Source organism: Pseudochelatococcus lubricantis (genome assembly GCF_011762225.1).
In the GTDB taxonomy this organism is placed as follows: domain Bacteria; phylum Pseudomonadota; class Alphaproteobacteria; order Rhizobiales; family Beijerinckiaceae; genus Pseudochelatococcus; species Pseudochelatococcus lubricantis.
In genome coordinates this window covers 35,127-58,900 of the sequence record NZ_JAASQI010000012.1, presented here as the reverse complement: position 1 = coordinate 58,900, position 23,774 = coordinate 35,127, and the positions used below count along the sequence as shown (strand labels likewise).

The 23,774-nt window shown below is 64.1% G+C and carries 26 protein-coding genes and 1 tRNA gene; 7 read left to right on the top strand and 20 right to left on the bottom strand.

All coding sequences use genetic code 11. The annotated features are described in order from the left end of the window. Positions 1-30 precede the first annotated feature (30 nt). The 9 genes from kdpA to FHS82_RS19335 form a co-directional block, all read right to left on the bottom strand. A complete protein-coding gene (gene kdpA / locus FHS82_RS19375; RefSeq protein WP_010395161.1) occupies positions 31-1,734 on the bottom strand; it encodes a potassium-transporting ATPase subunit KdpA in 1,704 nt (567 codons plus the stop codon). Positions 1,735-1,764: 30 nt separating this feature from the next. Continuing rightward, positions 1,765-1,854 (bottom strand): K(+)-transporting ATPase subunit F, encoded by a 90-nt coding sequence (kdpF, locus tag FHS82_RS19370; protein ID WP_067179871.1) that lies wholly within the window; start codon positions 1,852-1,854, stop codon positions 1,765-1,767. Positions 1,855-2,335: 481 nt separating this feature from the next. Beyond that, the gene (locus FHS82_RS19365; RefSeq protein WP_010395163.1) at positions 2,336-2,584 is read right to left on the bottom strand and encodes a hypothetical protein; all 249 of its coding nucleotides are present in this window, start codon (positions 2,582-2,584) and stop codon (positions 2,336-2,338) included. A gap of 54 nt (positions 2,585-2,638) precedes the next feature. After that, complete coding sequence (locus FHS82_RS19360) at positions 2,639-2,803, bottom strand: hypothetical protein (protein ID WP_246225452.1); 165 nt, start codon at positions 2,801-2,803, stop codon at positions 2,639-2,641. 212 nt (positions 2,804-3,015) lie between these two features. Next, positions 3,016-3,963: a 4-hydroxy-tetrahydrodipicolinate synthase gene (gene dapA / locus FHS82_RS19355; RefSeq protein ID WP_010395168.1), complete on the bottom strand. Its 948-nt coding sequence runs from the start codon at positions 3,961-3,963 to the stop codon at positions 3,016-3,018. Further along, the gene (locus FHS82_RS19350) at positions 3,960-4,322 is read right to left on the bottom strand and encodes a hypothetical protein (RefSeq protein ID WP_083825824.1); all 363 of its coding nucleotides are present in this window, start codon (positions 4,320-4,322) and stop codon (positions 3,960-3,962) included. Before FHS82_RS19350 ends, dapA begins: the two co-directional genes overlap by 4 nt. 261 nt (positions 4,323-4,583) lie before the next feature. Continuing rightward, entirely contained in the window at positions 4,584-4,733 is a 150-nt protein-coding gene (locus FHS82_RS19345) for a hypothetical protein (RefSeq protein ID WP_158004471.1), read from the bottom strand. Then, positions 4,730-5,038, bottom strand: coding sequence for a hypothetical protein (locus FHS82_RS19340; RefSeq protein ID WP_003168941.1), 309 nt, complete (start codon positions 5,036-5,038; stop codon positions 4,730-4,732). Before FHS82_RS19340 ends, FHS82_RS19345 begins: the two co-directional genes overlap by 4 nt. A gap of 64 nt (positions 5,039-5,102) precedes the next feature. After that, positions 5,103-6,248, bottom strand: coding sequence for a porin (locus FHS82_RS19335; protein ID WP_010395171.1), 1,146 nt, complete (start codon positions 6,246-6,248; stop codon positions 5,103-5,105). A 320-nt stretch (positions 6,249-6,568) separates the two neighbouring features. On the opposite strand from FHS82_RS19335, the gene FHS82_RS19330 reads away from it, so the two are divergent. Beyond that, positions 6,569-7,345 carry a 2-keto-4-pentenoate hydratase gene (locus tag FHS82_RS19330; RefSeq protein WP_010395173.1) on the top strand — a complete coding sequence of 259 codons (777 nt, stop codon included), beginning with the start codon at positions 6,569-6,571 and terminating at the stop codon, positions 7,343-7,345. A gap of 18 nt (positions 7,346-7,363) precedes the next feature. Here FHS82_RS19330 and FHS82_RS19325 read toward each other — a convergent pair whose 3' ends face one another. The 5 genes from FHS82_RS19325 to metX form a co-directional block, all read right to left on the bottom strand. Beyond that, on the bottom strand, positions 7,364-7,636 hold the full coding sequence (locus FHS82_RS19325) for a hypothetical protein (RefSeq protein WP_010395175.1): 273 nt from the start codon (positions 7,634-7,636) through the stop codon (positions 7,364-7,366). Between the two features lie 19 nt (positions 7,637-7,655). Continuing rightward, a complete protein-coding gene (locus FHS82_RS19320; RefSeq protein WP_010395177.1) occupies positions 7,656-7,817 on the bottom strand; it encodes a hypothetical protein in 162 nt (53 codons plus the stop codon). A 228-nt stretch (positions 7,818-8,045) separates the two neighbouring features. Beyond that, a tRNA-Arg gene (locus tag FHS82_RS19315) sits at positions 8,046-8,122 on the bottom strand. A gap of 410 nt (positions 8,123-8,532) precedes the next feature. Then, entirely contained in the window at positions 8,533-9,207 is a 675-nt protein-coding gene (metW, locus tag FHS82_RS19310) for a methionine biosynthesis protein MetW (RefSeq protein WP_166955999.1), read from the bottom strand. Positions 9,208-9,213: 6 nt separating this feature from the next. Then, positions 9,214-10,380 (bottom strand): homoserine O-acetyltransferase MetX, encoded by a 1,167-nt coding sequence (metX, locus tag FHS82_RS19305; protein WP_166955997.1) that lies wholly within the window; start codon positions 10,378-10,380, stop codon positions 9,214-9,216. A gap of 310 nt (positions 10,381-10,690) precedes the next feature. Between metX and FHS82_RS19300 the strand changes: the two genes are divergently transcribed. From FHS82_RS19300 to FHS82_RS19290, 3 genes are all read left to right on the top strand, one after another. Further along, the gene (locus tag FHS82_RS19300) at positions 10,691-11,569 is read left to right on the top strand and encodes a chorismate mutase (RefSeq protein WP_166955995.1); all 879 of its coding nucleotides are present in this window, start codon (positions 10,691-10,693) and stop codon (positions 11,567-11,569) included. 92 nt (positions 11,570-11,661) lie between these two features. After that, a complete protein-coding gene (gene hisC / locus FHS82_RS19295; protein ID WP_166955993.1) occupies positions 11,662-12,774 on the top strand; it encodes a histidinol-phosphate transaminase in 1,113 nt (370 codons plus the stop codon). After that, positions 12,767-13,762: a prephenate/arogenate dehydrogenase family protein gene (locus FHS82_RS19290; protein WP_166955991.1), complete on the top strand. Its 996-nt coding sequence runs from the start codon at positions 12,767-12,769 to the stop codon at positions 13,760-13,762. The genes hisC and FHS82_RS19290 overlap by 8 nt, the downstream gene beginning before the upstream one ends. An 8-nt stretch (positions 13,763-13,770) precedes the next feature. Here the strand turns inward: FHS82_RS19290 and FHS82_RS19285 are convergent, their stop codons facing one another. The 6 genes from FHS82_RS19285 to hemB all read right to left on the bottom strand — a co-directional run bounded on the left by FHS82_RS19285 (position 13,771) and on the right by hemB (position 19,856). Then, the gene (locus tag FHS82_RS19285) at positions 13,771-14,901 is read right to left on the bottom strand and encodes a DUF2125 domain-containing protein (RefSeq protein WP_166955990.1); all 1,131 of its coding nucleotides are present in this window, start codon (positions 14,899-14,901) and stop codon (positions 13,771-13,773) included. Between the two features lie 402 nt (positions 14,902-15,303). After that, entirely contained in the window at positions 15,304-16,047 is a 744-nt protein-coding gene (locus FHS82_RS19280) for a lysophospholipid acyltransferase family protein (RefSeq protein ID WP_166955988.1), read from the bottom strand. Between the two features lie 73 nt (positions 16,048-16,120). Further along, positions 16,121-16,837 (bottom strand): YdcF family protein, encoded by a 717-nt coding sequence (locus tag FHS82_RS19275; RefSeq protein ID WP_246225450.1) that lies wholly within the window; start codon positions 16,835-16,837, stop codon positions 16,121-16,123. A gap of 12 nt (positions 16,838-16,849) precedes the next feature. Beyond that, positions 16,850-17,854: a cell division protein FtsX gene (locus FHS82_RS19270; protein WP_343042628.1), complete on the bottom strand. Its 1,005-nt coding sequence runs from the start codon at positions 17,852-17,854 to the stop codon at positions 16,850-16,852. Positions 17,855-17,867: 13 nt separating this feature from the next. Continuing rightward, positions 17,868-18,527, bottom strand: coding sequence for a cell division ATP-binding protein FtsE (ftsE, locus tag FHS82_RS19265; RefSeq protein ID WP_281351176.1), 660 nt, complete (start codon positions 18,525-18,527; stop codon positions 17,868-17,870). A gap of 270 nt (positions 18,528-18,797) precedes the next feature. Then, positions 18,798-19,856: a porphobilinogen synthase gene (gene hemB / locus FHS82_RS19260; protein WP_166955984.1), complete on the bottom strand. Its 1,059-nt coding sequence runs from the start codon at positions 19,854-19,856 to the stop codon at positions 18,798-18,800. A 267-nt stretch (positions 19,857-20,123) separates the two neighbouring features. Between hemB and FHS82_RS19255 the strand changes: the two genes are divergently transcribed. The 3 genes from FHS82_RS19255 to glyA all read left to right on the top strand — a co-directional run bounded on the left by FHS82_RS19255 (position 20,124) and on the right by glyA (position 23,767). Then, a complete protein-coding gene (locus FHS82_RS19255) occupies positions 20,124-20,639 on the top strand; it encodes a DUF6163 family protein (protein WP_166955982.1) in 516 nt (171 codons plus the stop codon). Between the two features lie 202 nt (positions 20,640-20,841). Then, a complete protein-coding gene (locus FHS82_RS19250; protein WP_377594607.1) occupies positions 20,842-22,116 on the top strand; it encodes a L,D-transpeptidase family protein in 1,275 nt (424 codons plus the stop codon). 343 nt (positions 22,117-22,459) lie between these two features. After that, positions 22,460-23,767, top strand: coding sequence for a serine hydroxymethyltransferase (gene glyA / locus FHS82_RS19245; protein WP_166955979.1), 1,308 nt, complete (start codon positions 22,460-22,462; stop codon positions 23,765-23,767). The last annotated feature ends 7 nt before the right edge of the window (positions 23,768-23,774 follow it).

Here is a 23,774-nt window from a genome sequence, read left to right as displayed (position 1 = left end):
ATCTCAGCCATTTGGCCGTCATCGCGGTTCTCAGAAAGTCTGGCCCGCCAACATGGCGAAGTGCTCGACGATCGGACCCAGCGCCAAGGCAGGGAAGAACGTCAGGCCGCCGACGATCAGGATCACGCCCACCAGAAGACCGACAAACAGAGGCCCGGTCGTAGGCAGGGTGCCGCTGGACTCGGGAACCGTTTTCTTGGCGGCCAGGGAGCCAGCGATAGCCAGCGCCGGAACGATCACCATGAAGCGTCCCATCAACATCGCGAGGCCAATCGTGATGTTGTACCAGGGCGTATTGGCAGAAAGACCTGCAAACGCCGATCCATTGTTCGCCGTGCCGGATGTGTAGGCATAGAGAACTTCGGAGAATCCGTGTGGACCTGCGTTCGCCATCGAAGCCACGCCCGTGTCGAGCACTACGGCAATCGCGGTGAAGCCAAGTATTGAAAGAGGCAGGCACAAGACAGCGAGCATGGCCATCTTCACTTCCTTCGCCTCAATCTTCTTGCCGAGATACTCGGGTGTCCGCCCGACCATAAGCCCTGCAACGAAGATCGCGACGACGACGAACAGGATGATGCCGTAGAAGCCTGCGCCGACACCGCCAATGATGATTTCGCCGAGCATCATGTTGATGATCGGGATCATCCCGCCCAGCGGCATGAAGCTGTCGTGCATGGCTATGACGGCGCCGCACGACGCAGCGGTCGTAACGACTGCAAAGAGCGCCGACGTGACGATACCGAAACGGGTTTCCTTTCCTTCCATGTTGCCGCCCTCAAGGCCAAGCGAATGGAGAATCGGATTGCCCGCAGCTTCGGCCCAATAGGTGATTGCGACACCGGCGAGGAACAGGACGCCCATGGCGGTGAAGATAGCCCAGCCTTTTTTCTCGCTGCCGACCATGCGACCAAACACGTTGGTCAGAGCAGCGCCGATGGCGAAGATCGAGACCATGTGGATGAGGTTGGTGAAGGCATTCGGGTTTTCGAACGGGTGCGAAGCGTTGACGTTGAAGAAGCCGCCGCCGTTAGTTCCCAGATGCTTGATCATCATCTGAGATGCGACCGGACCCTGAGCGATGGTTTGCTGCGCGCCTTCAACGGTTGTTGCGATGGTGTACGGGTTGAGGTTCTGCGGAACGCCCTGCCAGACCAGAACCAGGCTGCCGACGAAGCAGATGGGCAGCAGGACGTACAGCGTGATCCGGGTAAGATCGACCCAGAAATTGCCGACTGATTTGCCTGATGCCCGGGAAAACCCGCGTATCAATGCAATTGCAATCGCGATGCCCGTCGCTGCCGACAAGAAGTTCTGAACAGCCAGACCTGCCATCTGGCTGAAATAGCTCATGGTGGTCTCGCCGCCATAGCCCTGCCAGTTGGTATTGGTCATGAAGCTGACAGCGGTATTGAAGGCGCTGGTCGGCTCAATCGCTCCCAATCCCTGAGGGTTGAACGGCAACCCTCCCTGGAGGCGTTGAACAAGATAGAGCATCACGAAGCCGGCGAGGTTGAAGAGCAGCATGGCCAGCGCATAGGTCGTCCAATGCTGCTCCTCTTTCTCATTCGTTCCAGCGACACGGTACAGTCCCCGTTCGAGCGGCCCAAAAATGGCCGAAAGGAGTGTACGCTCGCCGTTCAGGACGCGGGTGAGATAGCCGCCGAGCGGCTTCACCAGCGCGATGATGATCCCGGCAAAGACCAGGATCTGTATCCATCCATTTATTGTCATCGGTGGTTTCTTTCCGAGCTACTGTCTTGATCAGAACCGCTCGGGACGAGCGAGGGCATAGAGCAGATAGCCAGTCACAAAGACCGCGACGGCTGCTCCGAGGAAGTATTCCAAGATCATGATTGATTTCTCCCGGTCAGAGCTTTTCGCAAACTCTGATGTATCCAAACATCAGTGCGAAAAATCCAACACCTATTGCCAGCACAATAACGTCCATTGCTTTCGCCTCCGGCGCCGCAGTTGATACGAATGGCCAGCCAAGACGGAAAACCTGGCAAGCCACAGCTATAATTCTTCCAGCGCGCCCAAGCGTAAGCACGGGTGCCGGAGGAGGAATTTGGCGGAAATATGGACGCGAACCGCATATAGGTTCGAGAGAGGACGGGGCCTCAAAAAATAGGAATCTAATAGTTATTTTGGCGGCACGCATAAAAATTCCATAGGAATTTCCGCTAACCGCCCATGAGCAAGCAAAAAGCCCGCCGACTCGGTAGAGGCGGCGGGCTTTGCTTATCTCAACTGGGAGAGTTACTTTCCCATCGCCATCATCGCGATAAATTCAGCGAGTGTGAGGCGGCTCTGTCGGATCGATGGCAACCGGCTAGGCGGCGGCCCGGCGTCCAAACAGCGGGTCAAGGCTCAGGCGCTGGCTTTCGGCCATGCAGATCACAGCCCCCGGCGCGTTATTGGTTTCCTGACGGGCGAAGTGAATCGCCGCATCCTTGCTGACAAAGCAGCCGCCGACGAGGTTACGCTCATCGCGGACGGTCCAGCATCCTCGGTTGTCCTGGCCGACGAAAAAATGGTTCAGAGGTTGGGGAGGCTCTTTCGGCTGAACGGCACTTGCCATGATGGATGATCCTGATTGTTCGTTGAAGAGTGAGCTGTGGACGTCGTTGGCGCGCTAGCCAGCCAACGCGGTGACTGTGGCGACGGCCGCAATCACGAGGGCCATCACGACTCCGAGCCGCAGGAACATTCCAACGTCGGCCATCGGCTCATCCGAGCGCACGGCAACCTTGGCTTCGCCATCCGTCCGCCCAGGGTTGGCCTTGTTCTGTTGTTGCATCGCATAGAAATAGTATCCGCGAGGGTGCATTGCAGAGATCCTTTCTTAGTATCGGCAGGCCATCCCACTCGTCGAGTCAAATGATGCCTTTTGCCAATACATTGAATTTAAGGATGTCGGGATTTGTTCTCCATTTCACGGACAGCCGGATTTCATAGTATTTTCATTGGAGAACACAGCAGCATCATGCTGTTCTTATAAAGACGACCCAATCAGGCCGAGAGGGGGACGAGAGACCTCTCGGCGGCCAAAGACGTATCGATCTCCAGGGAGTCGATCTCCGCCACGGCAGCGCGTATTCTTGCTGCGGCGCCTTCAGTGACCTCGACCAGCGGAAGGCGGACGACGGGCGAGTATCCGCGCGCGCAATGCAACGCGAACTTGATCGGGCATGGATTGCTTTCAAGCTCCAACGCCTCGATCAGCGGGAAAAGATGAGCGTTGATGCGCCGAGCTTCCAGATAGGCACTCTTTCGCACCGCGCCGATCATCGCCACGGTCAGCATCGGAGCGACGTTCGACACGACCGAAATGGCGCCATCGCCGCCAGTCGTCATGAAAGCCAGCATCGATCGGTCATGTCCGGAAAGCTGGGTGAAACGATCGCCAAAGCGGAGGGCCATCGTGCTTACCCGCGTCGGATCTCCGCTTGCGTCCTTGATGCCGACAAGACCGGGCAGGTGCGCAAGGCGGTCAAGCGTTTCGATCCTGATATCGACGGCCGTCCGGGAAGGCACGTTATAGATGATAATCGGCAGCTCGGCAGCTTGCGCGACGCTTTCGAAATGCCGGAACAGGCCCTCCTGGTTCGGCCGACTATAGTAAGGCGTGACGACCAAAGCTCCGTCCGCGCCAAGGCGAGCCGCCTCGCGGGTCAACTCCACGGTACGCCGGGTGTCGTTGGTGCCCGAGCCGGCGATCACCGGCACACGGCCATTGGAGACCTCGACGCACAAACGGATCACCGCCGCCCATTCCGGATGAGACAGGGTCGGCGCCTCGCCCGTGGTGCCGCAGGCGACAAGCCCCTGTACGCCCTGGTCGATCTGCCAGTTGGCGAGCTCCGCCAAGGCGTCGAAATCGATAGCGTCACCCCTAAACGGAGTGACAAGCGCGGTCATCAGACCGCCAAATAAGGGAGGGTCGCCACTGGGTTTCATGCTGCCTCTTCTCCACGTTTCGAGAGTTCTTTCGGCCGGCGCTGGCGACGGCCGAGGGAGCTCAGCAATGCGATCAGCATGGCAGCCGCCAGGTCATCGTGTCGGCCCATGCACCTGCGCAAATTGCCGCGATCGTTCCACGCCACGCGACAACGCCAACGATCTCCCGAGCGGACCATCGACCAAGGGTGGCGTGTTGGCTGCAGATGAGCTCCGAGTTCGATCACCGCTTCAAGCAACGCATTTGCTTCGAGCAGATCACGGAGCCGGAGGTGCCGTCGAAACTGCGGCTGGTCTTCGCGCTCCTCGATAATCCTCACAGCCAGCCAGACGTGGTGCTCCTTGAGGACTCTGGCCATTTCCAACTGCGTCCTCAGGCCTGGCAACTCAGCCAGACGGCTTTCACCAATAGCGCGCCTTCGGTCGTCGGGTTGGAGAGCGGGAGCAGCAGGGCGTGTCATGCCGCTCTCAGAAAAACTATGGCGACGACCTGCACAGCAGCACAGCTCGCCGCAAACATCAGGAGCAGGTATTCCGATCTATGGCGTCGCTCGCGTTTGCTGAACTTCGGTTTCGGTCGTGGCGACCTGGGGCGAGCAGGACGGCCTGCAACTCTGCATTCAGCCGCCATTGCTGAGCACCAGATAGAGGCTGGGGCCTGCGGCAGCAAGAACAGCGCAACCGGCGATCACCACCAGAACGATGATCTCCACGCCGTAGCGGAAGAGGTGTCGGGAGACTTGGCGCTTGCTTGGTACAGCCTGGCTCAATTTTCGCCCTCGCTCCCCATCTGACGCGGCTCGCGCCGCCGACTGAGGTTCATCATCTCCAGGCAGAAGCGACCGTCTGTCAGTTGAAGATAGAGACGATAGCAGCCGTAACTCTCGCCTATCAGCCTCGCGGCACCGACCGCATCATTGCGCGTGGGGTGGCACCACTCGGAGTCTTCACCTTCAAGATGCACCGTCCAGCGATCATCATAGTTCCGATAGACCCAGAGAACGGGCAGGACCGGATACACAGTCGCTGTGGCTTGAGGAGCCTCCAATTTCGATATGATCTGTTCCAAACCCATGTTTCACCTAAGCTCGCAGAGCGTCTGCGGAGCCGGTGGCCCCGCATTTCCGCCCGCGCCCGTCCTAGAAAAGCACCCCAGCTTCAAACATCCCGCGAACCTGGTCGCGTTTGTCGAAGTTGGACCCAAAGCCGTAGCCTTCGGTGACCCGGTCAATGCGGGTGTACGAGAGCTCGGTGCGCGCGAAGAAAATCCCGCGCTGGTAGGTCGGCGTCACCGTCAGCGACCACGCCCTGCTTTTCGGCCCGTAGAGCAGATTGGTGGGGGCGCAGTCTGCGGCGACGCCGCAATCTCCTCCGCTTGAAGCGATGTACTCGGCGCGTCCAGCGATCGAGAAATTCTCATTGATGGCATATCGAGCCAGCAGCGCTCCGCCGAATGTTTCGGCCGAGCGATCAATCCCGATGTCCCTGTTCGAGCGGACCGTTGTGTATTGCAGATAGGGCTGGAGCGTCAGCGGGCCGTCGACATAGGTGTAGATCACATTGAAGATGCTGCTGTTGTTCTGCGCCAGAGGCGTCGCCGCGCCGGTCTTGCCGGACTCTGCAAAATTGCCTGCGGCGACAAGCGTGATCGTGCTCGACGGCGTCGCCGCATAAGACACCAGACCGGATACCCAGTTGTAATCCCCTGAAGAGAAACCATCATTGACCGACACCGAGGCGTTGACCGGTCCATTGCTATAGTTCACCTGAACACCGCGGCTGATCGCCGGCTCCTGGTTCCAGAGCAGGCCGCGCGCGATATTCATATTCTGGAAGGTGAAGGTCGATTCCGCGCCGATCAACGTCGGCAGCAAACCCGCCTGCACTGAGAAATTCGGCGACAGCTCGAGCTTGCCATAAGCAACCGGCACCGGCCCGTACAACTGATCGGTGACGTCGGTTGCGCGGGTGTAGGCCGAGCCCAAAGAAGGCAGCGAGTAGACACCGCCCTGGACGAAGAACGTCAAAGGCGCCCCGGTTGTCTGCACCTGAATCTGGGCATTGCCGATATCGACGAGGGGATCTGTCGTTCGGGGATCGACGCCGGGAATGCCGTTCGTCTGCGCATTGCCGATGCCTGTGAGCTGGCCGGTGGTATGAAGCCGGCCAAACACGCCCGCATCCATGCTCATCGGATCGGGGTTCGGGCGCAGAGGACCACCAAAGCTCGGCGCGCTCAGGGGTTCCGCCGCTGCCTGGCCAAGACCCATCATCGAACCGGCCATGATCGCGACCGCGCCGACCGCGTCCCGGCAAAGCGTCCGCCGACGCCCAGACCCCGGTCTTGTTGGACGACCGGCCTCGGCTGTGGCCGTTGCGGCGGGTGCGAGGGACGGTTTAAGCGGCTTCATACCTTCAGATCCTTCCGGTTTGGTGGGACCCTCAAGCTAAATAGAGCCGCATATTATTTCGACGGGAGCTCAGCCGCGCTGCGATAGTATTTTCATAAGAGAAAGCCCTGACAAAAATATACGTACTCATATAGTCGGATTTTTATTTGACTGAGCACGACTTTGCGCCCTCTCTCGCGCGGGAGTGTGCTTCTATGATTGACCAGAATTTCGACTATCTCGCTAACTTGCTTTGCCAAAACCGTCGGCAGGGAATTACCTCAGATATCCCGTTCGATCTGCTTCGAAGCGAGGATGACGCCTGGGCGGTGCAGTCAGCAGCAATCTCGGCCTTCGCCAATGACGCGGTAGGCTACGCCCTGATAGGCACTTGCCCCGCCATCCGCGGCACGCTTGGCCTTGCCAGTCCCATCTACTGCCCGATCCCTGTGGGAACAGTTCTTCAGGACTCCCACGGGCCGTTCCGGCTTCCCCAAGGCTTCATCGGGGCACAATGCGAAATCGTCTTTACGATCGGAGGTCCCTTGGGGGCGGACCATTGGCCCATCACTCGCGATCAATTTTGTAAGGCAGTCCTGAGCTACCAACCGGCTATCGGTCTTGTCGGGCGACGTGGTCACCTGACTGGGCAACCACACCTGGCCGCCATCGCTGACTATGCGTTCCATGTTTCGACGATCGTCGACAAATATCATGAGCCAACAGGCCTGGAGGCCATGGACACAATCGACATGCGAGCGTCGATCAACAACGTTCCAGTGTTTCAGTCGGCATCGGGAGAGGGGCTGGTTGATCCGATTAACTCTGCGCTCTGGCTCGTGAATGACCTGATCGCCAGAGGCAATTATCTCAGCGCCGGCGATATCGTTGCAACCGGATCGATCATCCCGATGCTGCTGCAAATTCTTCCTGGTCAGGAACTGAAGGTGGAGTTGTCAGGCGTTGGCGACGCATCCGCACGGTTTCTTTGAACCAACAAAAGCAGCCGATCAGACGGCCAACTGATGGCCACTGAAAATGTAGAGGCCCAACGCCGTCACCGCCAACCATAGAGCTTCATCCCAATAGGTGAAGCTGGTCTTCCCGAATCGTTCGCCGCGATTAACTGCGTAAGCGACGGCCATTACGCCGTATATGCCGGTCCACAACGCAAAGGTTGCAAGGAAGTTCTCACTCTTCAGAATGTAGGCGATTGCCGCGGCGACGACCAGCTTGATGCCATAGCGCCCAATGTGCTCTCGCGACTGCTCGTCTAACCGCATAACACGCCTGGATCGTTCTTTAGATCAGGCCGAAGACGAGAGACAGCCGGTAGCCGACATACCCGACGCCGATTGCCGTAATTGCCAGGATAAGCAGCAAGCCAAGCCCGCCGTTCCCCGGCTCTTTCTGAGGGCGCGGCGCCTCGTTCTGATTCTTCCGGACCCTATCATTTCCAGCCATTTGCGATGAGCGCTCCCTCGGCGCTCCAGTGCGCAGCTCTTTCTAGGATGCTGCTGCATAGGAATTCGAGAGGGACGGTCCGCAAGCTGCATAAGCGGATTTTATTTCGGAGCTTGAGGTGCGTTGCTAGGTGAACTGCATCACGGGGTCAGGATCGAAAACCTTACTCCCCCGCTCCACTTCGATCTTGGGAACAGCGGCAGAAGTGTTCATGGTTCTGGTATGAAATGGCGCGCCCGACACGATTCGAACGTGTGGCCTCCACCTTCGGAGGGTGGCGCTCTATCCAGCTGAGCTACGGGCGCATCGATATTCAGATAGTGTCCGAGACCGAACGGGGTCAATCCCGAATCGAACAAATGCATCGACGGCAAACGGGGCGGGTCCTGAACCTGCCAAATTTCGCCGTTCGTCCTCTACAACCTCCTCTCAGTTTGCTTCCGTGGCGCTTCCGCGACCTTTGGATGCGACTTCATGCTTCCGTCGAGTTCCGCCAAAGCATTGGTTTTGCTCGTATTTTTCGACCCGCACACACATCAAAAAGAGCTTGCCTTTGCCTTCGGAGGGCAACGCTCTATCCAGCTGAGCTACGGGTGCATTGTTCCCGAAGCAGAGGGGAACATATGTCAAATGCGATTACCGCATTTCTCGCCGTTGCGCCATTTCTTTTTTGGTGTTTCCACACCTTGCGGCTTCCGTGCCGTGATGCATGGCGTCATTCGTTGGTGGGATGGGCGGTTCGGTGGCCGTTTTCGTCCTTGCGGTAGAGCAGGAAGACGGCCTGCGTGCCGAAGAGGTTCCAGAACCACCAGGGGGCGTTGACTCCCGCGGGGCGCCCGCTGGCGTGAAGCGCCACGGCGCGCTCGATGCCGGCGCCGATGACGTCGCACAGCTCCACGAAGTCGCGGATCGTGCAGAAATGGATGTTCGGCGTGTCGTACCATGTATCCGGCAGATTCTTCGTCACCGGCATCGTGCCCTTGAGGGCAAGATGCGCCCGCACGCGCCAGTGGCCGAAGTTGGGCAGCGAGACGATTGCCCGGCGGCCGATGCGCAGCAGATTCTCCAGCACCTTGCGCGGCTGGCGTGTCGCCTGCAGTGTCTGCGAGAGGATTACGTAGTCGAAACAATCGTCGGGATAGTCGGCGAGGTCGGTGTCCGCGTCGCCCTGGATGACCGAAAGACCGCGCGCCACGCAGCGGCTCACGCCCTCGTGCGACAGCTCGATGCCGCGCCCGTCCGCGTCGCGCTCGCGCACCAGCAGGTCGAGCAGGGCGCCGTCGCCGCAGCCGACGTCGAGCACCTTGGAGCCGGGCGCGACCATGCGCGCCACCAGCAGATAATCGGGACGCACGCCGTCGTGCTCGAAACGGGGAGAGGAAATACGCATGGTCTTTCAGATGCCCCGCATGCGCGCCGCCGCGCGCAGGAAGCCGCCGGTGGTCGCCGTCAGTTCGGGCTCGTCGAGCAGGAAGGCGTCATGGCCCTTGTCGCTCTGGATTTCCACAAAGCTGACCGAGGCGCCGGCCGCGTTGAGCGCATGCACGACGGCGCGGGAGTCGCTGGTCGGAAACAGCCAGTCCGACGAGAAGGAGGCCACGCAGAAGCGCGTCTTCGATCCCCGGAAGGCGTTTGCGAGCACGCCGCCGTGGCTGCCCGCGAGGTCGAAATAGTCCATCGCCCGCGTGACGTAGAGGTAGCTGTTGGCGTCGAAGCGCTCCACGAAAGCCTCGCCCTGATGGCGCAGGTAGCTTTCCACCTGGAAATCGGCGTCGAAAGTGAACGTCGGCGCGGCGCGGTCCTGCAGGCGGCGGCCGAACTTGCGATGCAGCGCCGATTCCGACAGATAGGTGATGTGCGCGCCCATGCGCGCCACCGCCAGCCCCTGCGCCGGGCGCACGCCCGCCTCCAGATAGCGCCCGCCGCGCCAGTCCGGATCGGCCATGATGGCCTGCCGCCCGACCTCGCCGAAAGCGATGTTCTGGGCCGAATGAATGGCAGCCGTGGCGATGGGCATGGCCGTATACACCCGCTCCGGGTAGCTGGCCGCCCATTCCAGCACCTGCATGCCGCCCATCGAGCCGCCGGCGACGCAGAACAGCGTGCCGATGCCGAGATAATCCATCAGCATCGCCTGCGCGCGCACCATGTCGCGGATGGTCACCAGCGGAAAGGCCAGCGCCCACGGCTGGCCCGTCGCCGGGTTGACGGACGAGGGGCCCGTCGAGCCGAGGCAACCGCCGATGACGTTCGAGCACACGACGAAGTAGCGGTCTGTATCGATGGGCCTGCCGGGGCCGATCATCGTGCTCCACCAGCCCGGCTTGCCGGTGACCGGGTGGACGTTGGCCGCGTGCTGGTCACCCGTCAGCGCATGGCAGACCAGCACCGCGTTGGAGCGGGCAGCGTTCAGCGTGCCGTAGGTCTGATACGCGATCTGAAAAGGCGAAAGCGCCACCCCGCTGTCGAGCACGAGCGGCCGCTCGGGCCCGAAATGCGCGACGAGGCTGTCGGGCGATTCGACCTGTGAGACGGAAGCATATCTCAGTGCGTCGCCCGTCATCGAGTTTGCGATATCCAATGCAGGAAAGGGTTTGGTTCAGGTAGCGGCCGCCGGAACATACCGTTGCTTCAGGGCCTGAGATGGCATCGGTGGGCTCATATACGGGCGGCTCATGTTCGTTATTCCGAACATGTCCGACAGAACGCGCGCGCTGTCAAGGGCGGGAACGGCGGCAGCGCGCGCCGCGCAGTGCCGGTCGCCCCCTGTCGTTCCTCCTTTTATGGACTTCAACCTTTGCATATCGCGGGACGCGGTTTACAAGAAATGCTTCCGCCTATAATCGCGGATGCAGGGGATGACGGATTCGAGGATGAGCGCTTCAACGGCGAGTACACCAGCGGCGAGCCTATCTGCAACGACCGGGAAAACCAGCGCTGCCCGCCTGGCCGAACTGCGCGGGGAGATCGACCGGATCGACGCCGAGATGCACCGGCTGCTGATCGAACGCAGCGAGATCGTCGACGCGCTGATCGCGACCAAGGGCACGCAGTCGTCCGGGCAGGCGTTCCGTCCCGGGCGTGAGGCCGACATGATGCGCCGTCTCGCGGAGCGCCATCACGGCATCCTGCCGCTCGACACGGCCGAGAACATCTGGCGCGTGATCATCTCGACCTTCACCTACGTGCAGGCGCCTTTCAGCGTGCATGCCGACGTGTCCTCCGGCGATGCGCCGATACGTGATTCGGCGCGTTTCCATTTCGGTTTCACCGTGCCCTACGTGCCGCACGCGGGCGCGGAGGCCGTGATTTCGGCGGTGGCGCGCTCGGTGGGGGATCTCGGCATCTTCCGGCCCGATCAGAAAACCGCCGTCCATCCGTGGTGGGAGGCGCTGCGCGGCCGTGACGCGCCCAAGATCATCGCGCGCTTGCCGTTCATCGAGCGTCCGGACCATCCGGCCGGCACGCCGCTGTTCGTGGTGTCGAAGCCGCTGGAAGACGCCGCCGTGCGCGAGATCGTGCTCGTTGCCGCCAAGGTGGAGCGATGGCGCGAGGACATCCAGGAGACGCTCGCCGCCGTCGGCGCGGAAATCACCGGCTCCGCCGGCGTGGAGGGCGGACTGTCGCTGCTCGTGGCCGTGGCGGGGGAGACGGGGCCCGATTCCGTTTCCAACGCGCTGGCGCAGGCGCGCGTCGGCCGTGTGGAGGCAGCCGAGGTCGGCAGCCATGCGCGCCGCTTCCTGCTGCCGTGAGGCAATCGCCGGAGCGTCCCGGTTAACGAATCATCCCCGTGAATCATCATGGCGCGTCGCGTCATTCGCCTGAGTACTGGAGCCTTTTCGTCATGAGCGCGTTGTCTGCCCGTCCCGTTCCCAAAGCCGGCGTCCTTGCGATCGATCCCTACGTGCCGGGCCGCAGCACCGCCAACGGTGTCGCGAAGGTGCACAAGCTGTCGTCGAACGAGACGCCGCTTGGTCCGAGCCCCGCCGCCCTGCGGGCCGCGCAGGAGACGCTGGCGCATGCGGAGGCCTATCCCGACGGCGGGGCCACGCGGTTGCGGGAGGCGATCGGCCGCCGCTTCGGGCTCGATCCGGCGCGGATCGTGTGCGGTGCGGGCTCCGACGACATCCTGCACCTGCTTGCCCAAGCCTATCTGGGGCCGGGCGACGAGGGCATCCTGACCGAGCACGGCTTCCTCGTCTACAAGATCTCCATCATGGCGGCGGGCGCCGAGGCCGTCGTCGTGCCGGAGAAGAACCTCACCACCGATGTCGATGCCATCCTCGCGCATGTCAACGAGCGCACGAAGATGGTGTTCATCGCCAACCCGAACAACCCGACCGGCACCTATCTGCCCTTCGCGGAAGTGAAGCGCCTGCATGCCGGCCTGCGGCCGGACGTGCTGCTGGTGCTCGACGGCGCCTATGCCGAGTATGCCCGCGCCAACGACTACTCGGCCGGCACCGAGCTGGTGTCGGAGAACGAGAACGTCGTCCTGACGCGCACCTTCTCCAAGATCTACGGACTCGCGGCGCTGAGGCTCGGCTGGTGCTACGCGCCGGCGGGCGTGACGGACGCGCTGAACCGCATTCGCGCCCCCTTCAATGTCAACACACCGGCCAGTGCCGCCGGCATAGCCGCGCTCGCCGACGAGGCGCATCTGTCGGCGTCCATCGCTTACAACACGCAGTGGCTGGACTGGCTGACGAACGCCCTGCGCGCGCTCGGGCTTGAGGTGACGCCCAGTGCCGCGAATTTCCTGCTGGTGCATTTCCCGCAGGAGCAGGGGCGCGATGCCAGTGCCGCCGATGCGTTCCTCGCCGCGCGCGGCCTGATCGTGCGTTCCGTCGCAGCCTATGGCCTGCCGCACGCGCTACGCATCTCCGTGGGAAGCGAGGAGGCGAACCGGCTCCTGATTGATGCGCTGGCTGCCTTCATGGGGCAGGCGCATGGTTGAAGGGGGGCTGGTCGAGCGCAGCTTGGCGGGGAGCAGTGTGGCCGAGGGGCTGAAGCGCCGTGCCGCGCCGCTGGTGGAGCGGCTGGCGGTGATCGGGCCGGGGCTTATCGGTTCCTCCATCCTGCGCGCGGCGCGGGAAACCGGGCTGGCGCGAACGCTCGTCACTACCGACGCCAATCCGGCGGTGCGGGAGCGGGTGCGGGAACTCGGCCTTGCGGACGAGGTTGCGCCGACATCGGCGGAAGCGGCCGCGGGCACTGATATCGTGATCATCTGCGTGCCGGTGGGCGCGATTGCGTCCGTGGCGGGCGAGATCGCGGACCGCCTGAAACCCGGCGCCATCGTGTCGGACGTCGGCTCGGTCAAGGCGAGCGTCATCGACAAGGCCGGGCCGCTGCTGCCGGCCTCCGTCCACCTGATACCCGCCCACCCGGTCGCCGGCACGGAGTATTCCGGGCCGGACGCGGGCTTCGCCACGCTGTTCGTTAACCGCTGGTCGATCGTCACGCCCCCCGAGAACGCCGATCCGTCGGCGGTGGCGACGGTCGCGGCGCTCTGGGAGGCGCTTGGTGCCAATGTCGAGTTCATGACGGCGCAGCACCACGATCTGGTGCTCGCCATCACCAGCCATGTGCCGCACCTGATCGCCTACAACATCGTTGGCACGGCGGCCGATCTGGAAGCGGTGACGCAGTCGGAAGTGATCAAGTTCTCGGCTGGCGGCTTCCGCGACTTCACCCGTATCGCCTCCTCGGACCCGACGATGTGGCGCGATGTGTTCCTCAACAACAAGGATGCCGTGCTGGAGATGCTCGGCCGCTTCAACGAGGACATCGCGGCGCTGGCGCGCGCCATCCGCTGGGGCGATGGCGAGGCGCTGTTCGACCTGTTCACGCGCACGCGCGCCATCCGGCGCAACATCATCGACCTCGGGCAGGAGACGGCCGAACCCGACTTCGGCCGCCACACGCGCAGCAAGGATCAGTAGGCGGCGGGTCAGTAAAGCGGCGACAACCGGCCGACGGCGAGCGGGCCGACGAATACCTGTCCGTCGCGGATGTCGATGCGGGGCAGCGGCGTCAGGCCCGCGTCGGACGGGTTGCCGTTCGCGGGCCTCCCGCCGCCCAGGATGGACAGGCCGCCCAGGATCAGGCTGCTCCTGCCGCCGAGCCCGAAGCGCCCCAGCAGGCCGTCGAGCCCGGCGATGGATGCATCGATGTAACCTTGCGGGCGGTGCTGCTCGTCCACGGAGAAGCGGCCTTGTGCCTGCATACGCTGCGGACCTTTGGCGGCGCTCAGCTCCTCGATTTCGAGCCGCCCGCCGGCGGCGCGCCAGCGTTCCAGCTCGACGGACGGCGCCTTTGCCGTAAACGGCGCTGCCTCCGTGATCGCACCCTGGAAGACGATGTTGGCCCTGTCCTGCGTTCCGACCAGTGCGTCGAGTGCCGGGATGCGCGCCTCGCGCAGCGTGAAGGCGATGTCGTAGGCGTGTTCCTCCGGCGGCCGCTCCGGGTCGATGCGCAAGTGCGACTGCCATGACCCTGCGCGCAGCAGCTCGATGCCGTCCGGGTGCTCGCTTGTGCCGTCGCCCATATGCGCGGTCGGGCCTTCCACCACCACCGAGAAACGGTCCAGCCGGTTGCCCGTGAAGATGGCGCTGGCATCGAAGGACTGCCAGTTGAGCGTCAGACGCTCGCCACCGTCCTGCGGATCGGCGACCAGCGGTCCCGTCGCCTCGACGATGACGTGGTTCGGCTTGTAGACCTGCGCCACGGCGACGAACTGCGCGACGGAGCCGGTCACCGCGCCGGCGGGCGTCGTGCCAACGAAAAGCAGGTTCGTACAGCGCACCTCGAAGCGGAAGGGAAAACCGCCGATGCTGCGGTCCGGGCAGGACCATTTGCGCTGCTGCTCCGCTTCCTGCGCCAGCCAGATGGTGATGGCATCGTGCACCCGCGCCCTGGCCACGAACCAGAATGCCGACCAGCCGGCGAGCAGGACGACGAGGAACGCGACCGGCAGAAACAGCCCGAGCCGGCTCCTGCGCCGCGCCGTGCCGCGAGACGGCGTTCCGTCATTGGCATTTTGCGGCGCGGGCGGGGGGCTTGGGGGCTGGCTGACAGTCACTGTTTCACTCCGATATCTGTTGAACGAACGGGAGCCCGGCACCTTCGGCGCGAAAGCGGGCATTTTCGGGATCGGCCGCTGCAGCGTTTCCGGTCGCTCGGATGATTCCATCTGAGCGGGAAGCGCGCCAGAGCGGCGACGGCTGAAGGCGGATCGGCGTCTCCCTATATCTATTTGCTAAAGAAAGATATTTTCAGGATATCACATCCGCCTCACGCAATCGTGCACAGGAGTGGCGGGCGTGAAGCCGGAATCGCGCTGCTGTTCCGCCCATTTGTTTTCGCATCAGACTCATCCAGGAAACCGGTAACCGTACCGGAACCGTTGTTTGGCCTGGTTCTAGATCTCTTATTTTGAGCGAATTCTGATCGGTCAGATGATTCCATCTGATCGGAACGCGCTCTAAGCCTTCCGGCGCGCATCGCCATCGGGCGGGCGGGCGCCTTCGAGAAGCCGGTTGGTTTCCGTCTCGATGCGCCGTTCCAGTTCCGCGATCACTTGCCGGCGCGGAATGCCTGCCGGCAGCGGTGGCAGGATGCTGACCACGACCGTGCCCGGCTGCCGCAGGAAGCTCTGCCGCGGCCAAAAAAGGCCGGAGTTCAGCGCCACCGGCAGGCACGGCGTCTTGAGGCTGTCGTAGAGGAAGGCGACGCCGGTCTTGTAGTCCGGCGGAGCGCCGGGCGCGCGGCGCGTGCCTTCCGGAAAGATGATGACCTGGTGCCCTTCCTGCACCTTCTCCCGCGCCATGCGGGCCATGCCCGCGAGCGCCGAGGCGCCGGCCGAGCGGTCGACCGGGATCATGCCGATGCGCTGCAGGAACCAGCCGAAGAGCGGCAGCCGGATCAATTCCTGCTTCAGCACGAAAATCGGCCGCTCGAACACGGTCATCAGGGCGAAGGTCTCCCATGCCGACTGATGCTTGGCCGCGACCAGCAGCCCACCCTTGGGGATGTTGCCGAGGCCGCGCCATTCCACCCTCATGCCGACCACGGTGCGCAGCAGCCACAGGTTGCTGCGCGCCCAGCCACGCGCCACCGGGAACAGATAGCGCGGCGGCACGGCGAGCAGGGGCAGGCACGCGAGCAGCCACAGCGTCAGGTTGCCGTAGAACAGGATCGAGAACAGAAGCGAGCGAACGAACAGCATGTCGAAAGACTTTACCGCAAATGGGCGCCGGACCGGACGGACCGGCGGTCGGGAAGCGAACGCGCGACCGCCATCAAGATAGCGGCTTGCGCCCGCCAAAAAGCACCGCGAACGGCGAATGTTCGGGATCGGCCTCGACGGACGTGCGGGTGAAGGCCGCGAGATACTTGATATACTCCCATATCAGGAAGCGCAGCGCCTCGCCGTCGGTCAGCCACCGTCCGCCGTCCGATTGCGCCGCCACGACGGGATAGGGCAGCAGCTTCATGCCGGGCAGCGCATGCTCCAGTTCGAGCAGGGTGCGCGGCATGTGGTAGGTCGAGGTGACGACGATCAGCGAGCTGAAGCCGTGGCTCTCGGCCCAGCGCCGTGTCTCGATGGCGTTGCCGATGGTGTTGCGCGCCCGGTAGTCGAGGTCTACGCAGCAGTTCGTGCCCGCGATGACGGGGTGGGTGACGGCGATTTCCGCGCGCGTCGTCGCCTCGTTCACACCCGTGATCAGCATGCGCTTCGCGCGGCCCTGCGCCAGCAGCGCCGCCGCATCCGCGATACGCTGCGCGCCGCCGGTGAGCACCACGATGCCGTCGGCGACAGCCTTGCTGTCCGCCGGATAGGTCTCGACCGTGCGCACGAAGGCGAGAAACCCGCCGCCCAGCAGGAGGGCCGTAATCACCGCAGCCATCACCGCGCCGCGCGATACGAGCGCTGCCAGTGAAATCAGCGTGCGCCGGCTTGCCGGTGCGCCTTGCCGGTCATCGTTCGAATCGCTGCCCAGTCCGCCCGAGGTCAAACGCAATCCCCGTCATTGCAGCCGCGTCAGGTAGCGGCGCACGGTGAAGCCGGATACAGCGGCTGTCACGATGGCCACGACAGCCGCGACGATAAACATGGAAGCGTATCCCTTCCAACCCATGTCGAAGGCGCCGAACAGCGCCTCCAGTTGATCGCCGCCGGGGCTCGCCCGCCACCACGAGGATAGCAGACCCGCGCTTGCGATAAAGAGCACGGCGGCGACGCTCCCCAGAAGTCCGCCCCGCAGCCCCATGCGGAAGAACCGCGACTGATACTCGCGGACGATGAATCTGTCATCCGCGCCGACGAAATGCAACACGTCCAGAATTTCGCGATCGCCCGCGACGGCGCCCCGCGTCGTGGTCGCGATGGCGCTAGCCGCCGCCACCAAGACCAGCGCCACGATGACGATTGCCACGAAAACGACGGTTCCCGCCATGACCGCCAGCCGCTCGATCCAGTTGCGATGGTCGTCGAGCGACGCGCCCGGCACGGCGTCCGTCAATTGCTGGCGCAGCTCCGCGAGATCGGTCTCCATTGTCTCGCTGCCTTCGGCGAGGCGTAGCACGACGATACGCGGCACCGGCAGTTCCACGAACGACACGCCCCGGCCGAGCCACGGCTCCAGCAGGCGCTCCGCTTCTTCCTTCGAATAGATTTCCACGCCGGCGATGGAGGGATAGGCGCGGGCGATCTCGGCCGCCTGCGCCGCGTCCCGGTCGGCGTCGCGTCGCGCGTCGGGCTTGATCTGGATGGTCGCCTCGCGGGCGATTGTGCTCGTCCAGTTGTGGGAGGCGGCAGCGACGAGCTGCGCGGTGCCGGCGGCGAGCGCTGCGAGGAAGGTGAGGATCGCGACCACGGTCACGAGCGCCCGGCCGGAGGTGGAGTCGGGCGGCACGAGCGGCTGGTTGCGCGCCAGGTTGTCCGGCAGTCCGGCGTCCGCCGACATGTCTGCGGATGGTGTGGCCGCTGTCGCCGGTGCGTCGTAAGCGGTGTTGCTGGCGGGATCGCTCACGTATGGCTCCGTTTCAGTCGAATATGTGCAGCCGCCCGTCGCCCAGCACGAAGCGGCGGGCGTCGACGAGATCCATCAGGGTCAGGTCGTGGGTGGCAATGACGACGGAAGTTCCGAGGCGGTTCAATTCGACGAAAAGCCGCAGCAGCCGGCGCGCCAGCGCCGGGTCGACGTTGCCGGTCGGCTCGTCGGCGAGCAGCAGTTCCGGCCGCGCGATCAGCGCGCGCGCAATCGCCGCGCGTTGCTTCTCGCCGCCGGAGAGCACCGGCGGCAGCACATGCATGCGCTCGCCCAGCCCCACCCAGCGCAGCAGCTCCACCACCTCCGAGCGGTACTGCGCCTCTTCCTTGCCCTGCACGCGCAGGGGCAGGGCGACGTTCTCGAACGTGGTGAGGTGGTCGAGCAGGCGAAAATCCTGGAAAACGATGCCCATGCGCCGGCGCATCGCAGTGAGTTCCTCGCCGGTGATGGAGGAGACGTCGCGTCCGAACAGCGACACGAGGCCGCGCGTGGGCTTGAGCGACAGCAGGATCAACCGCAGCAGGGTTGTCTTGCCCGCGCCCGAAGGGCCGGTGAGAAACTGGAAGGATCGCGGCTCGATGGAAAACGTCAGATCCCGCAGGATCTCGGGTCCCATGCCATAACGCAGGCCGACATTCTCGAAACGGACCAACAGCCCTTTCTCCCGATTCTGGCGAAACCGCCGATTCTGGCAAGACCGCCCCTGCCGGAAGCGGCGCGACATCGCACGGATGGACAGGAGCCAAGGTCTAGCACGCTTCGGTAAAGCATGTTCAAACGAAGTCGCCGTGCCCACATGAGAATTCACGCGGGACCGTCGACGCCCGACAACCGCGACGCCCGGTCGCTTGCGACTGTTCCGCGTTGTCGGGGCAATTTTGTGGCGGACTAGCAGCGGCGCGGGCAGGCGCCGCCCGATGCCTCAGAGACGGCCCTGCTTCAGCCGCTGGGCGACGCGCAGCGCGAAGTAGGTGAGGACGCCGTCGGCGCCCGCGCGTTTGAAGGCGATCAGGCTTTCCAGCATCGCCTTTTCGCCGTCGATCCAGCCCTGGCGCGCCGCGCCCTCGATCATGGCGTACTCGCCCGAGACCTGATAGGCGAAGGTCGGCACACGGAACGCTTCCTTCACGCGGTGCACCACGTCGAGATAAGGCATGCCCGGCTTCACCATGACCATGTCCGCGCCCTCGTCGAGGTCGAGCGCGACCTCGCGCAGCGCCTCGTCGCCGTTGGCCGGGTCCATCTGGTAGGTGCGCTTGTCGCCTACGAGCGCGACGTTCGAGCCGACGGCGTCGCGGAACGGGCCGTAAAAGGCCGAGGCATATTTGGCCGCATAGGCCATGATCTGCACATCGCGGAAACCCTCGCGGTCGAGCGCGGCGCGGATGGCGGCCACGCGCCCGTCCATCATGTCGGAGGGGGCGATGACGTCGGCGCCCGCCGCCGCCTGCACCAGCGCCTGCTCGACGAGCGCCGCGACCGATTCGTCGTTGAGGACCACGCCGTCGCGCATCAGGCCGTCATGGCCGTGGCTGGTGTAGGGATCAAGCGCGACGTCGGTGATGACGCCGATCTCCGGCACCGCGGCCTTGATCGCGCGGGTGGCGCGGCAGACGAGGTTGCGGCTGTTGTGGGCCTCGCTGCCCAGCTCGTCGCGCAGCAGCGGATCGGTATAGGGAAAGAGCGCGATCGCCGGAATGTCCAGCGCCGCCGCCTTCTCGGCCTCGCGAACGGCGGCCTGGATGCTGAGGCGGCTCACGCCGGGCATGGCGTCCACCGCGATTTCGGAATCACCCTCGATGACGAAAAGGGGCCAGATCAGGTCGTTGGCCGTCAGCTCCACTTCCCGCACGAGCCTGCGCGACCAGTCCGCACGGCGGTTGCGGCGGGGGCGCTTGCTGAGGCCCAGATCGCTGACGGGAAGGTTATCGGTGTGAACGTCCTTGCGACGCTCGAACGGAGTTACGACGCGGCTGGCCATTGCCCTCATATCCTGTCGGTGGCACCATTACCGGAGGGGTGCGGTGCTTCTTATATACCGTTATCACATAGGAACCGTTCAAAAAAAGATGGATAAGTCGTCGCAGGGGAAGAAATAGCGCTGCGGGCTGGAATCGGCCCAGGCGGCATTCGCCCGCCGGCCTTTCGCGGTGCTGCGGGCGGGAGCGGTTTTCTTTTGGCGCGCGATGCCGTAATCGGCATCGTCCCCGGCGGTGGGGAAGGCGCGGCGAAGACAGGACGAGGCAAATTGACCAGCGAGCCAGCGGCAGGACAGGTTCTCGAACGGAATACCCCCGGTGATTCGCAGGATCGGGAGTTGCCCGCGCGCTACCCGTCGGCGAGGGACCTGCCTGCGGGAGGAAGCAAGCGGCAGCGCGACGAGGAGCGCCAGCCGTTCCGCTGGGACCTCGCGCTCGTCTGGTTCATGCGCGTGGCCGCGATCCTCTGGATCGCCAAGGGGCTTGCGTATTGGGTCGTGCTGCTCGGCTTCCTGCCGCAGACGCCCGTCTTCGAGACGCAGACCCTGCAATGGCAGTCGGCCATCGTGTATTTCGCGGTCATCGACCTCGTCGCCGCGGTCGGGCTGTGGCTGACGAGCACGTGGGGCGGCGTGATATGGTTGCTGGCAGCGTTGAGCTATCTGCTGATCGGCTTCTTCGTGCCTCACGCAGTTGTGAGCGGCCCTGTGGCACCGGGAATCCTCGGCTTTCTCGTGGTCACATACTTCGTATTATCCTGGCGCGCCTCGCGAATCGCGCCCTGAACGGCCTTCGGCAGGGCGGCGGCTGGTGTGGCGTGCGGACACCGGCGGGCGGGCGCAATGCGCCGGACGCTCACGGTTGCTTAACTTCAACGCTGCTAACGTGTACAAAACCATGATACATGGTGGCGCAGTCGGCTGCGGGGGCTTGGGGGGCTTCACGCAGGCAGGTTGTGTCAGGCCGGCAGAATTCGAGGTCAAGTCCGTGAAAATTCGTATCGCCCGTTTGCCCGCGGCCGTCGCCGGGGGTCTCCTCCTCGCAGGTTCGGTGGTTGCAGTCACGCCTTCCGCCGCGCAGCAGCTCGCTTTCGGTCAGGCGGAATGGCAGCAGAATTACGACTCGGCGCAGCGTGCGCGCGTGTCGCGCTCCAACACGCCGACGCTGTCGCCCGACGCCGTCGCGGCGACCGAGCAGGCCATCATCCACTACCGCGCCCTCGCTGACCAGGGCGGCTGGGGCCGCATCGGCAACGACAGGCTGCGTCTCGGCTCGCGAGGGCCGGCGGTGCAGGCCCTGCGTCAGAGGCTCGTCGTCGGCGGCGATCTCGATGCCTCGGCCGCGCGCGGCGAGGTCTTCGATTCCTACGTCGAGGCGGCCCTGCGCCGCGCGCAGGAGCGTTATGGCCTGAGCCCCACGGGCTCCCTCAACCCCGGCACCGCCGCCGCGCTTAACGTGCCGGCGGACGTGCGCGTGCGCCAGCTCGAACTCAACCTCGTGCGCCTGCGCTCCTACTCGGGCAATCTCGGCAACCGCTACGTCGTCGTCAACCTGCCCGGCGCGGTGGTCGAGACGGTGTCGAACAACCACGTCGTGACCCGCCACGCGGCGGGCGTGGGCAAGGTCGACCGCCAGTCGCCGATCTTCAACTCCAAGGTGACCGAGATCAACTTCAACCCGTTCTGGACGGTGCCCGCATCGATCATCCGCAAGGACCTGATCCCGAAGATGCGCAAGGACCCGAGCTACCTGACGGACCAGAAGATCCGCATCTACAATCAGCAGGGCCAGGAAATCCAGCCGAGCCAGGTCGACTGGAACACCTATGAGGCGACCAGCTACCGCTTCCGTCAGGACCCGGGCGCCGACCTCAATTCGATGGGCTTCGTGCGCATCAACATCCCGAACCCCCATGGCGTGTACATGCACGACACGCCGGCCAAGGGTGTTTTCGGCGACGACTTCCGCTTCGTGTCGTCGGGCTGCGTGCGCATGCAGAACGTGCGCGACTACATCGCCTTCCTGCTGGAAGACACGCCCGGCTGGGGCAGGGACCAGATCCAGGCCGCGATCGACTCCGGCAAGCGCATCGACGCGCCGCTCGCCAATCCGGTGCCGGTGTACTGGACCTACATCACCGCGTGGGCGACGCCCGACGGCCTGGTGCAGTTCCGCTCCGACATCTACAACCGCGACGGCCTCGGCCTCGGCGGGCAGATCGCGGCGCTTGAGGCGAACGATTCCGAAGCATCGCAGTACTGAGCCGCTGTCCGGGGCGCACGCGCCCCGGCTGCAGGCCGGAAAGACGGGTCACGGTGTCGCAGGCATCGTGGCCTTTTTCATGTCTGCCGTGTTCGCGCTTGCCATGCGCAGCGCCGTGGGCGGCCATGGCAGCGGCGGGCTTGCTGTTGGCGCGGAACCGGGCGCATGCTAGCTTCCCTGCCGATTCGACGGCGGACGGGGGAAATGGCGGGTCGCGCAGCAATGCGCCGACGGTCGCTTTCGCCCGACCCGCGGTGCGCAATCGCCAGCGAACCGGCCGCGGGCCGGTCCATGACCCTGCCGATAGAATGGGGAACATCTCTCCCCGATGCGGAGCCTGTCCATGAGCGCGAACGATATTTCTTCCCGGTACACACTCTCCAACAGCTTCTTTTCCGCCCCGCTGGCGGAGGCTGATCCGGAGATCGCACGCGCCATCGATCTCGAACTCGGTCGCCAGCGCGAGGAGATCGAGCTGATCGCCTCGGAAAACATCGTTTCGCGCGCGGTCATCGAGGCGCAGGGCTCCGTGCTGACCAACAAGTATGCGGAAGGTTATCCGGGTCGGCGCTACTACGGCGGCTGCCAGTTCGTCGACATCGCGGAAAACCTCGCCATCGAGCGGGCCAAGAAGCTGTTCGACGCAGGCTATGCCAACGTGCAGCCCAATTCGGGCTCGCAGGCCAACCAGGCGGTGTTCCTCGCGCTGCTCCAGCCGGGCGACACGTTCCTCGGGCTCGATCTCGCGGCGGGCGGGCATCTCACGCACGGCGCGCCGCCCAACCTCTCGGGCAAGTGGTTCAAGCCGGTTTCCTACACCGTGCGCGAGGACGATCACCGCATCGACTACGATCAGGTCGCCCGTGTCGCCGAAGAGCACAAGCCGAAGCTCATCATCGCCGGCGGCTCGGCCTATTCGCGCTTCTGGGATTTCGCCCGCTTCCGCGAGATCGCGGACTCGGTGGGCGCCTATTTCTTCGTGGACATGGCGCATTTCGCCGGCCTCGTCGCGGGCGGCGTGCATCCCTCGCCGTTCCCGCATGCGCATGTCGCCACCACGACGACCCACAAGACGCTGCGCGGTCCGCGCGGCGGCCTCATCCTCACCAATGACGAGACCATCGCGAAGAAGATCAATTCGGCGATCTTCCCCGGCCTGCAGGGCGGCCCGCTGATGCACGTGATCGCGGCGAAGGCCGTGGCGTTCGGCGAGGCGCTGCAGCCGGAGTTCCGGCTTTACGCACGCGCCGTGGTCGACAACGCCGCCGTGCTGGCGAAGACCATCGCGGATGCCGGCTACAGCATCGTCTCCGGCGGCACGGACAACCATCTGTTCCTCGTCGACCTGCGCAGCAAGGGCCTCAACGGCAAGGCGGCCGAGGCGGCGCTGGGGCGTGCGCATATCACCTGCAACAAGAACGGTGTGCCGTTCGACACGGAGAAGCCGACCATCACCTCCGGCATCCGTCTCGGCACCCCGGCCGGCACGACGCGCGGCTTCGGCACGGAGGAGTTCCGCGAGATCGGGCGGCTCATCGTCACGGTGCTCGACGGCCTCGCGGCGAATGGCGAGGACGGCAACGCGGCTGTGGAGGCGCAGGTGAAGGACAAGGTCCACGCGCTGACGGCCCGCTTTCCGATCTACGCCTGATCGGGTT

What these genes read in the sequence shown, in the direction of transcription:
- kdpA (WP_010395161.1), bottom strand. Translation starts at nt 1,734, where the DNA reads ATGACAATAAATGGATGGATACAGATCCTGGTCTTTGCCGGGATCATC.
- kdpF (WP_067179871.1), bottom strand. Translation starts at nt 1,854, where the DNA reads ATGATCTTGGAATACTTCCTCGGAGCAGCCGTCGCGGTCTTTGTGACT.
- FHS82_RS19365 (WP_010395163.1), bottom strand. Translation starts at nt 2,584, where the DNA reads ATGGCAAGTGCCGTTCAGCCGAAAGAGCCTCCCCAACCTCTGAACCAT.
- FHS82_RS19360 (WP_246225452.1), bottom strand. Translation starts at nt 2,803, where the DNA reads ATGCAACAACAGAACAAGGCCAACCCTGGGCGGACGGATGGCGAAGCC.
- dapA (WP_010395168.1), bottom strand. Translation starts at nt 3,963, where the DNA reads ATGAAACCCAGTGGCGACCCTCCCTTATTTGGCGGTCTGATGACCGCG.
- FHS82_RS19350 (WP_083825824.1), bottom strand. Translation starts at nt 4,322, where the DNA reads ATGGCCAGAGTCCTCAAGGAGCACCACGTCTGGCTGGCTGTGAGGATT.
- FHS82_RS19340 (WP_003168941.1), bottom strand. Translation starts at nt 5,038, where the DNA reads ATGGGTTTGGAACAGATCATATCGAAATTGGAGGCTCCTCAAGCCACA.
- FHS82_RS19335 (WP_010395171.1), bottom strand. Translation starts at nt 6,248, where the DNA reads ATGGCCGGTTCGATGATGGGTCTTGGCCAGGCAGCGGCGGAACCCCTG.
- FHS82_RS19330 (WP_010395173.1), top strand. Translation starts at nt 6,569, where the DNA reads ATGATTGACCAGAATTTCGACTATCTCGCTAACTTGCTTTGCCAAAAC.
- FHS82_RS19325 (WP_010395175.1), bottom strand. Translation starts at nt 7,636, where the DNA reads ATGCGGTTAGACGAGCAGTCGCGAGAGCACATTGGGCGCTATGGCATC.
- FHS82_RS19320 (WP_010395177.1), bottom strand. Translation starts at nt 7,817, where the DNA reads ATGGCTGGAAATGATAGGGTCCGGAAGAATCAGAACGAGGCGCCGCGC.
- metW (WP_166955999.1), bottom strand. Translation starts at nt 9,207, where the DNA reads ATGCGTATTTCCTCTCCCCGTTTCGAGCACGACGGCGTGCGTCCCGAT.
- metX (WP_166955997.1), bottom strand. Translation starts at nt 10,380, where the DNA reads ATGACGGGCGACGCACTGAGATATGCTTCCGTCTCACAGGTCGAATCG.
- FHS82_RS19300 (WP_166955995.1), top strand. Translation starts at nt 10,691, where the DNA reads ATGAGCGCTTCAACGGCGAGTACACCAGCGGCGAGCCTATCTGCAACG.
- hisC (WP_166955993.1), top strand. Translation starts at nt 11,662, where the DNA reads ATGAGCGCGTTGTCTGCCCGTCCCGTTCCCAAAGCCGGCGTCCTTGCG.
- FHS82_RS19290 (WP_166955991.1), top strand. Translation starts at nt 12,767, where the DNA reads ATGGTTGAAGGGGGGCTGGTCGAGCGCAGCTTGGCGGGGAGCAGTGTG.
- FHS82_RS19280 (WP_166955988.1), bottom strand. Translation starts at nt 16,047, where the DNA reads ATGCTGTTCGTTCGCTCGCTTCTGTTCTCGATCCTGTTCTACGGCAAC.
- hemB (WP_166955984.1), bottom strand. Translation starts at nt 19,856, where the DNA reads ATGGCCAGCCGCGTCGTAACTCCGTTCGAGCGTCGCAAGGACGTTCAC.
- glyA (WP_166955979.1), top strand. Translation starts at nt 22,460, where the DNA reads ATGAGCGCGAACGATATTTCTTCCCGGTACACACTCTCCAACAGCTTC.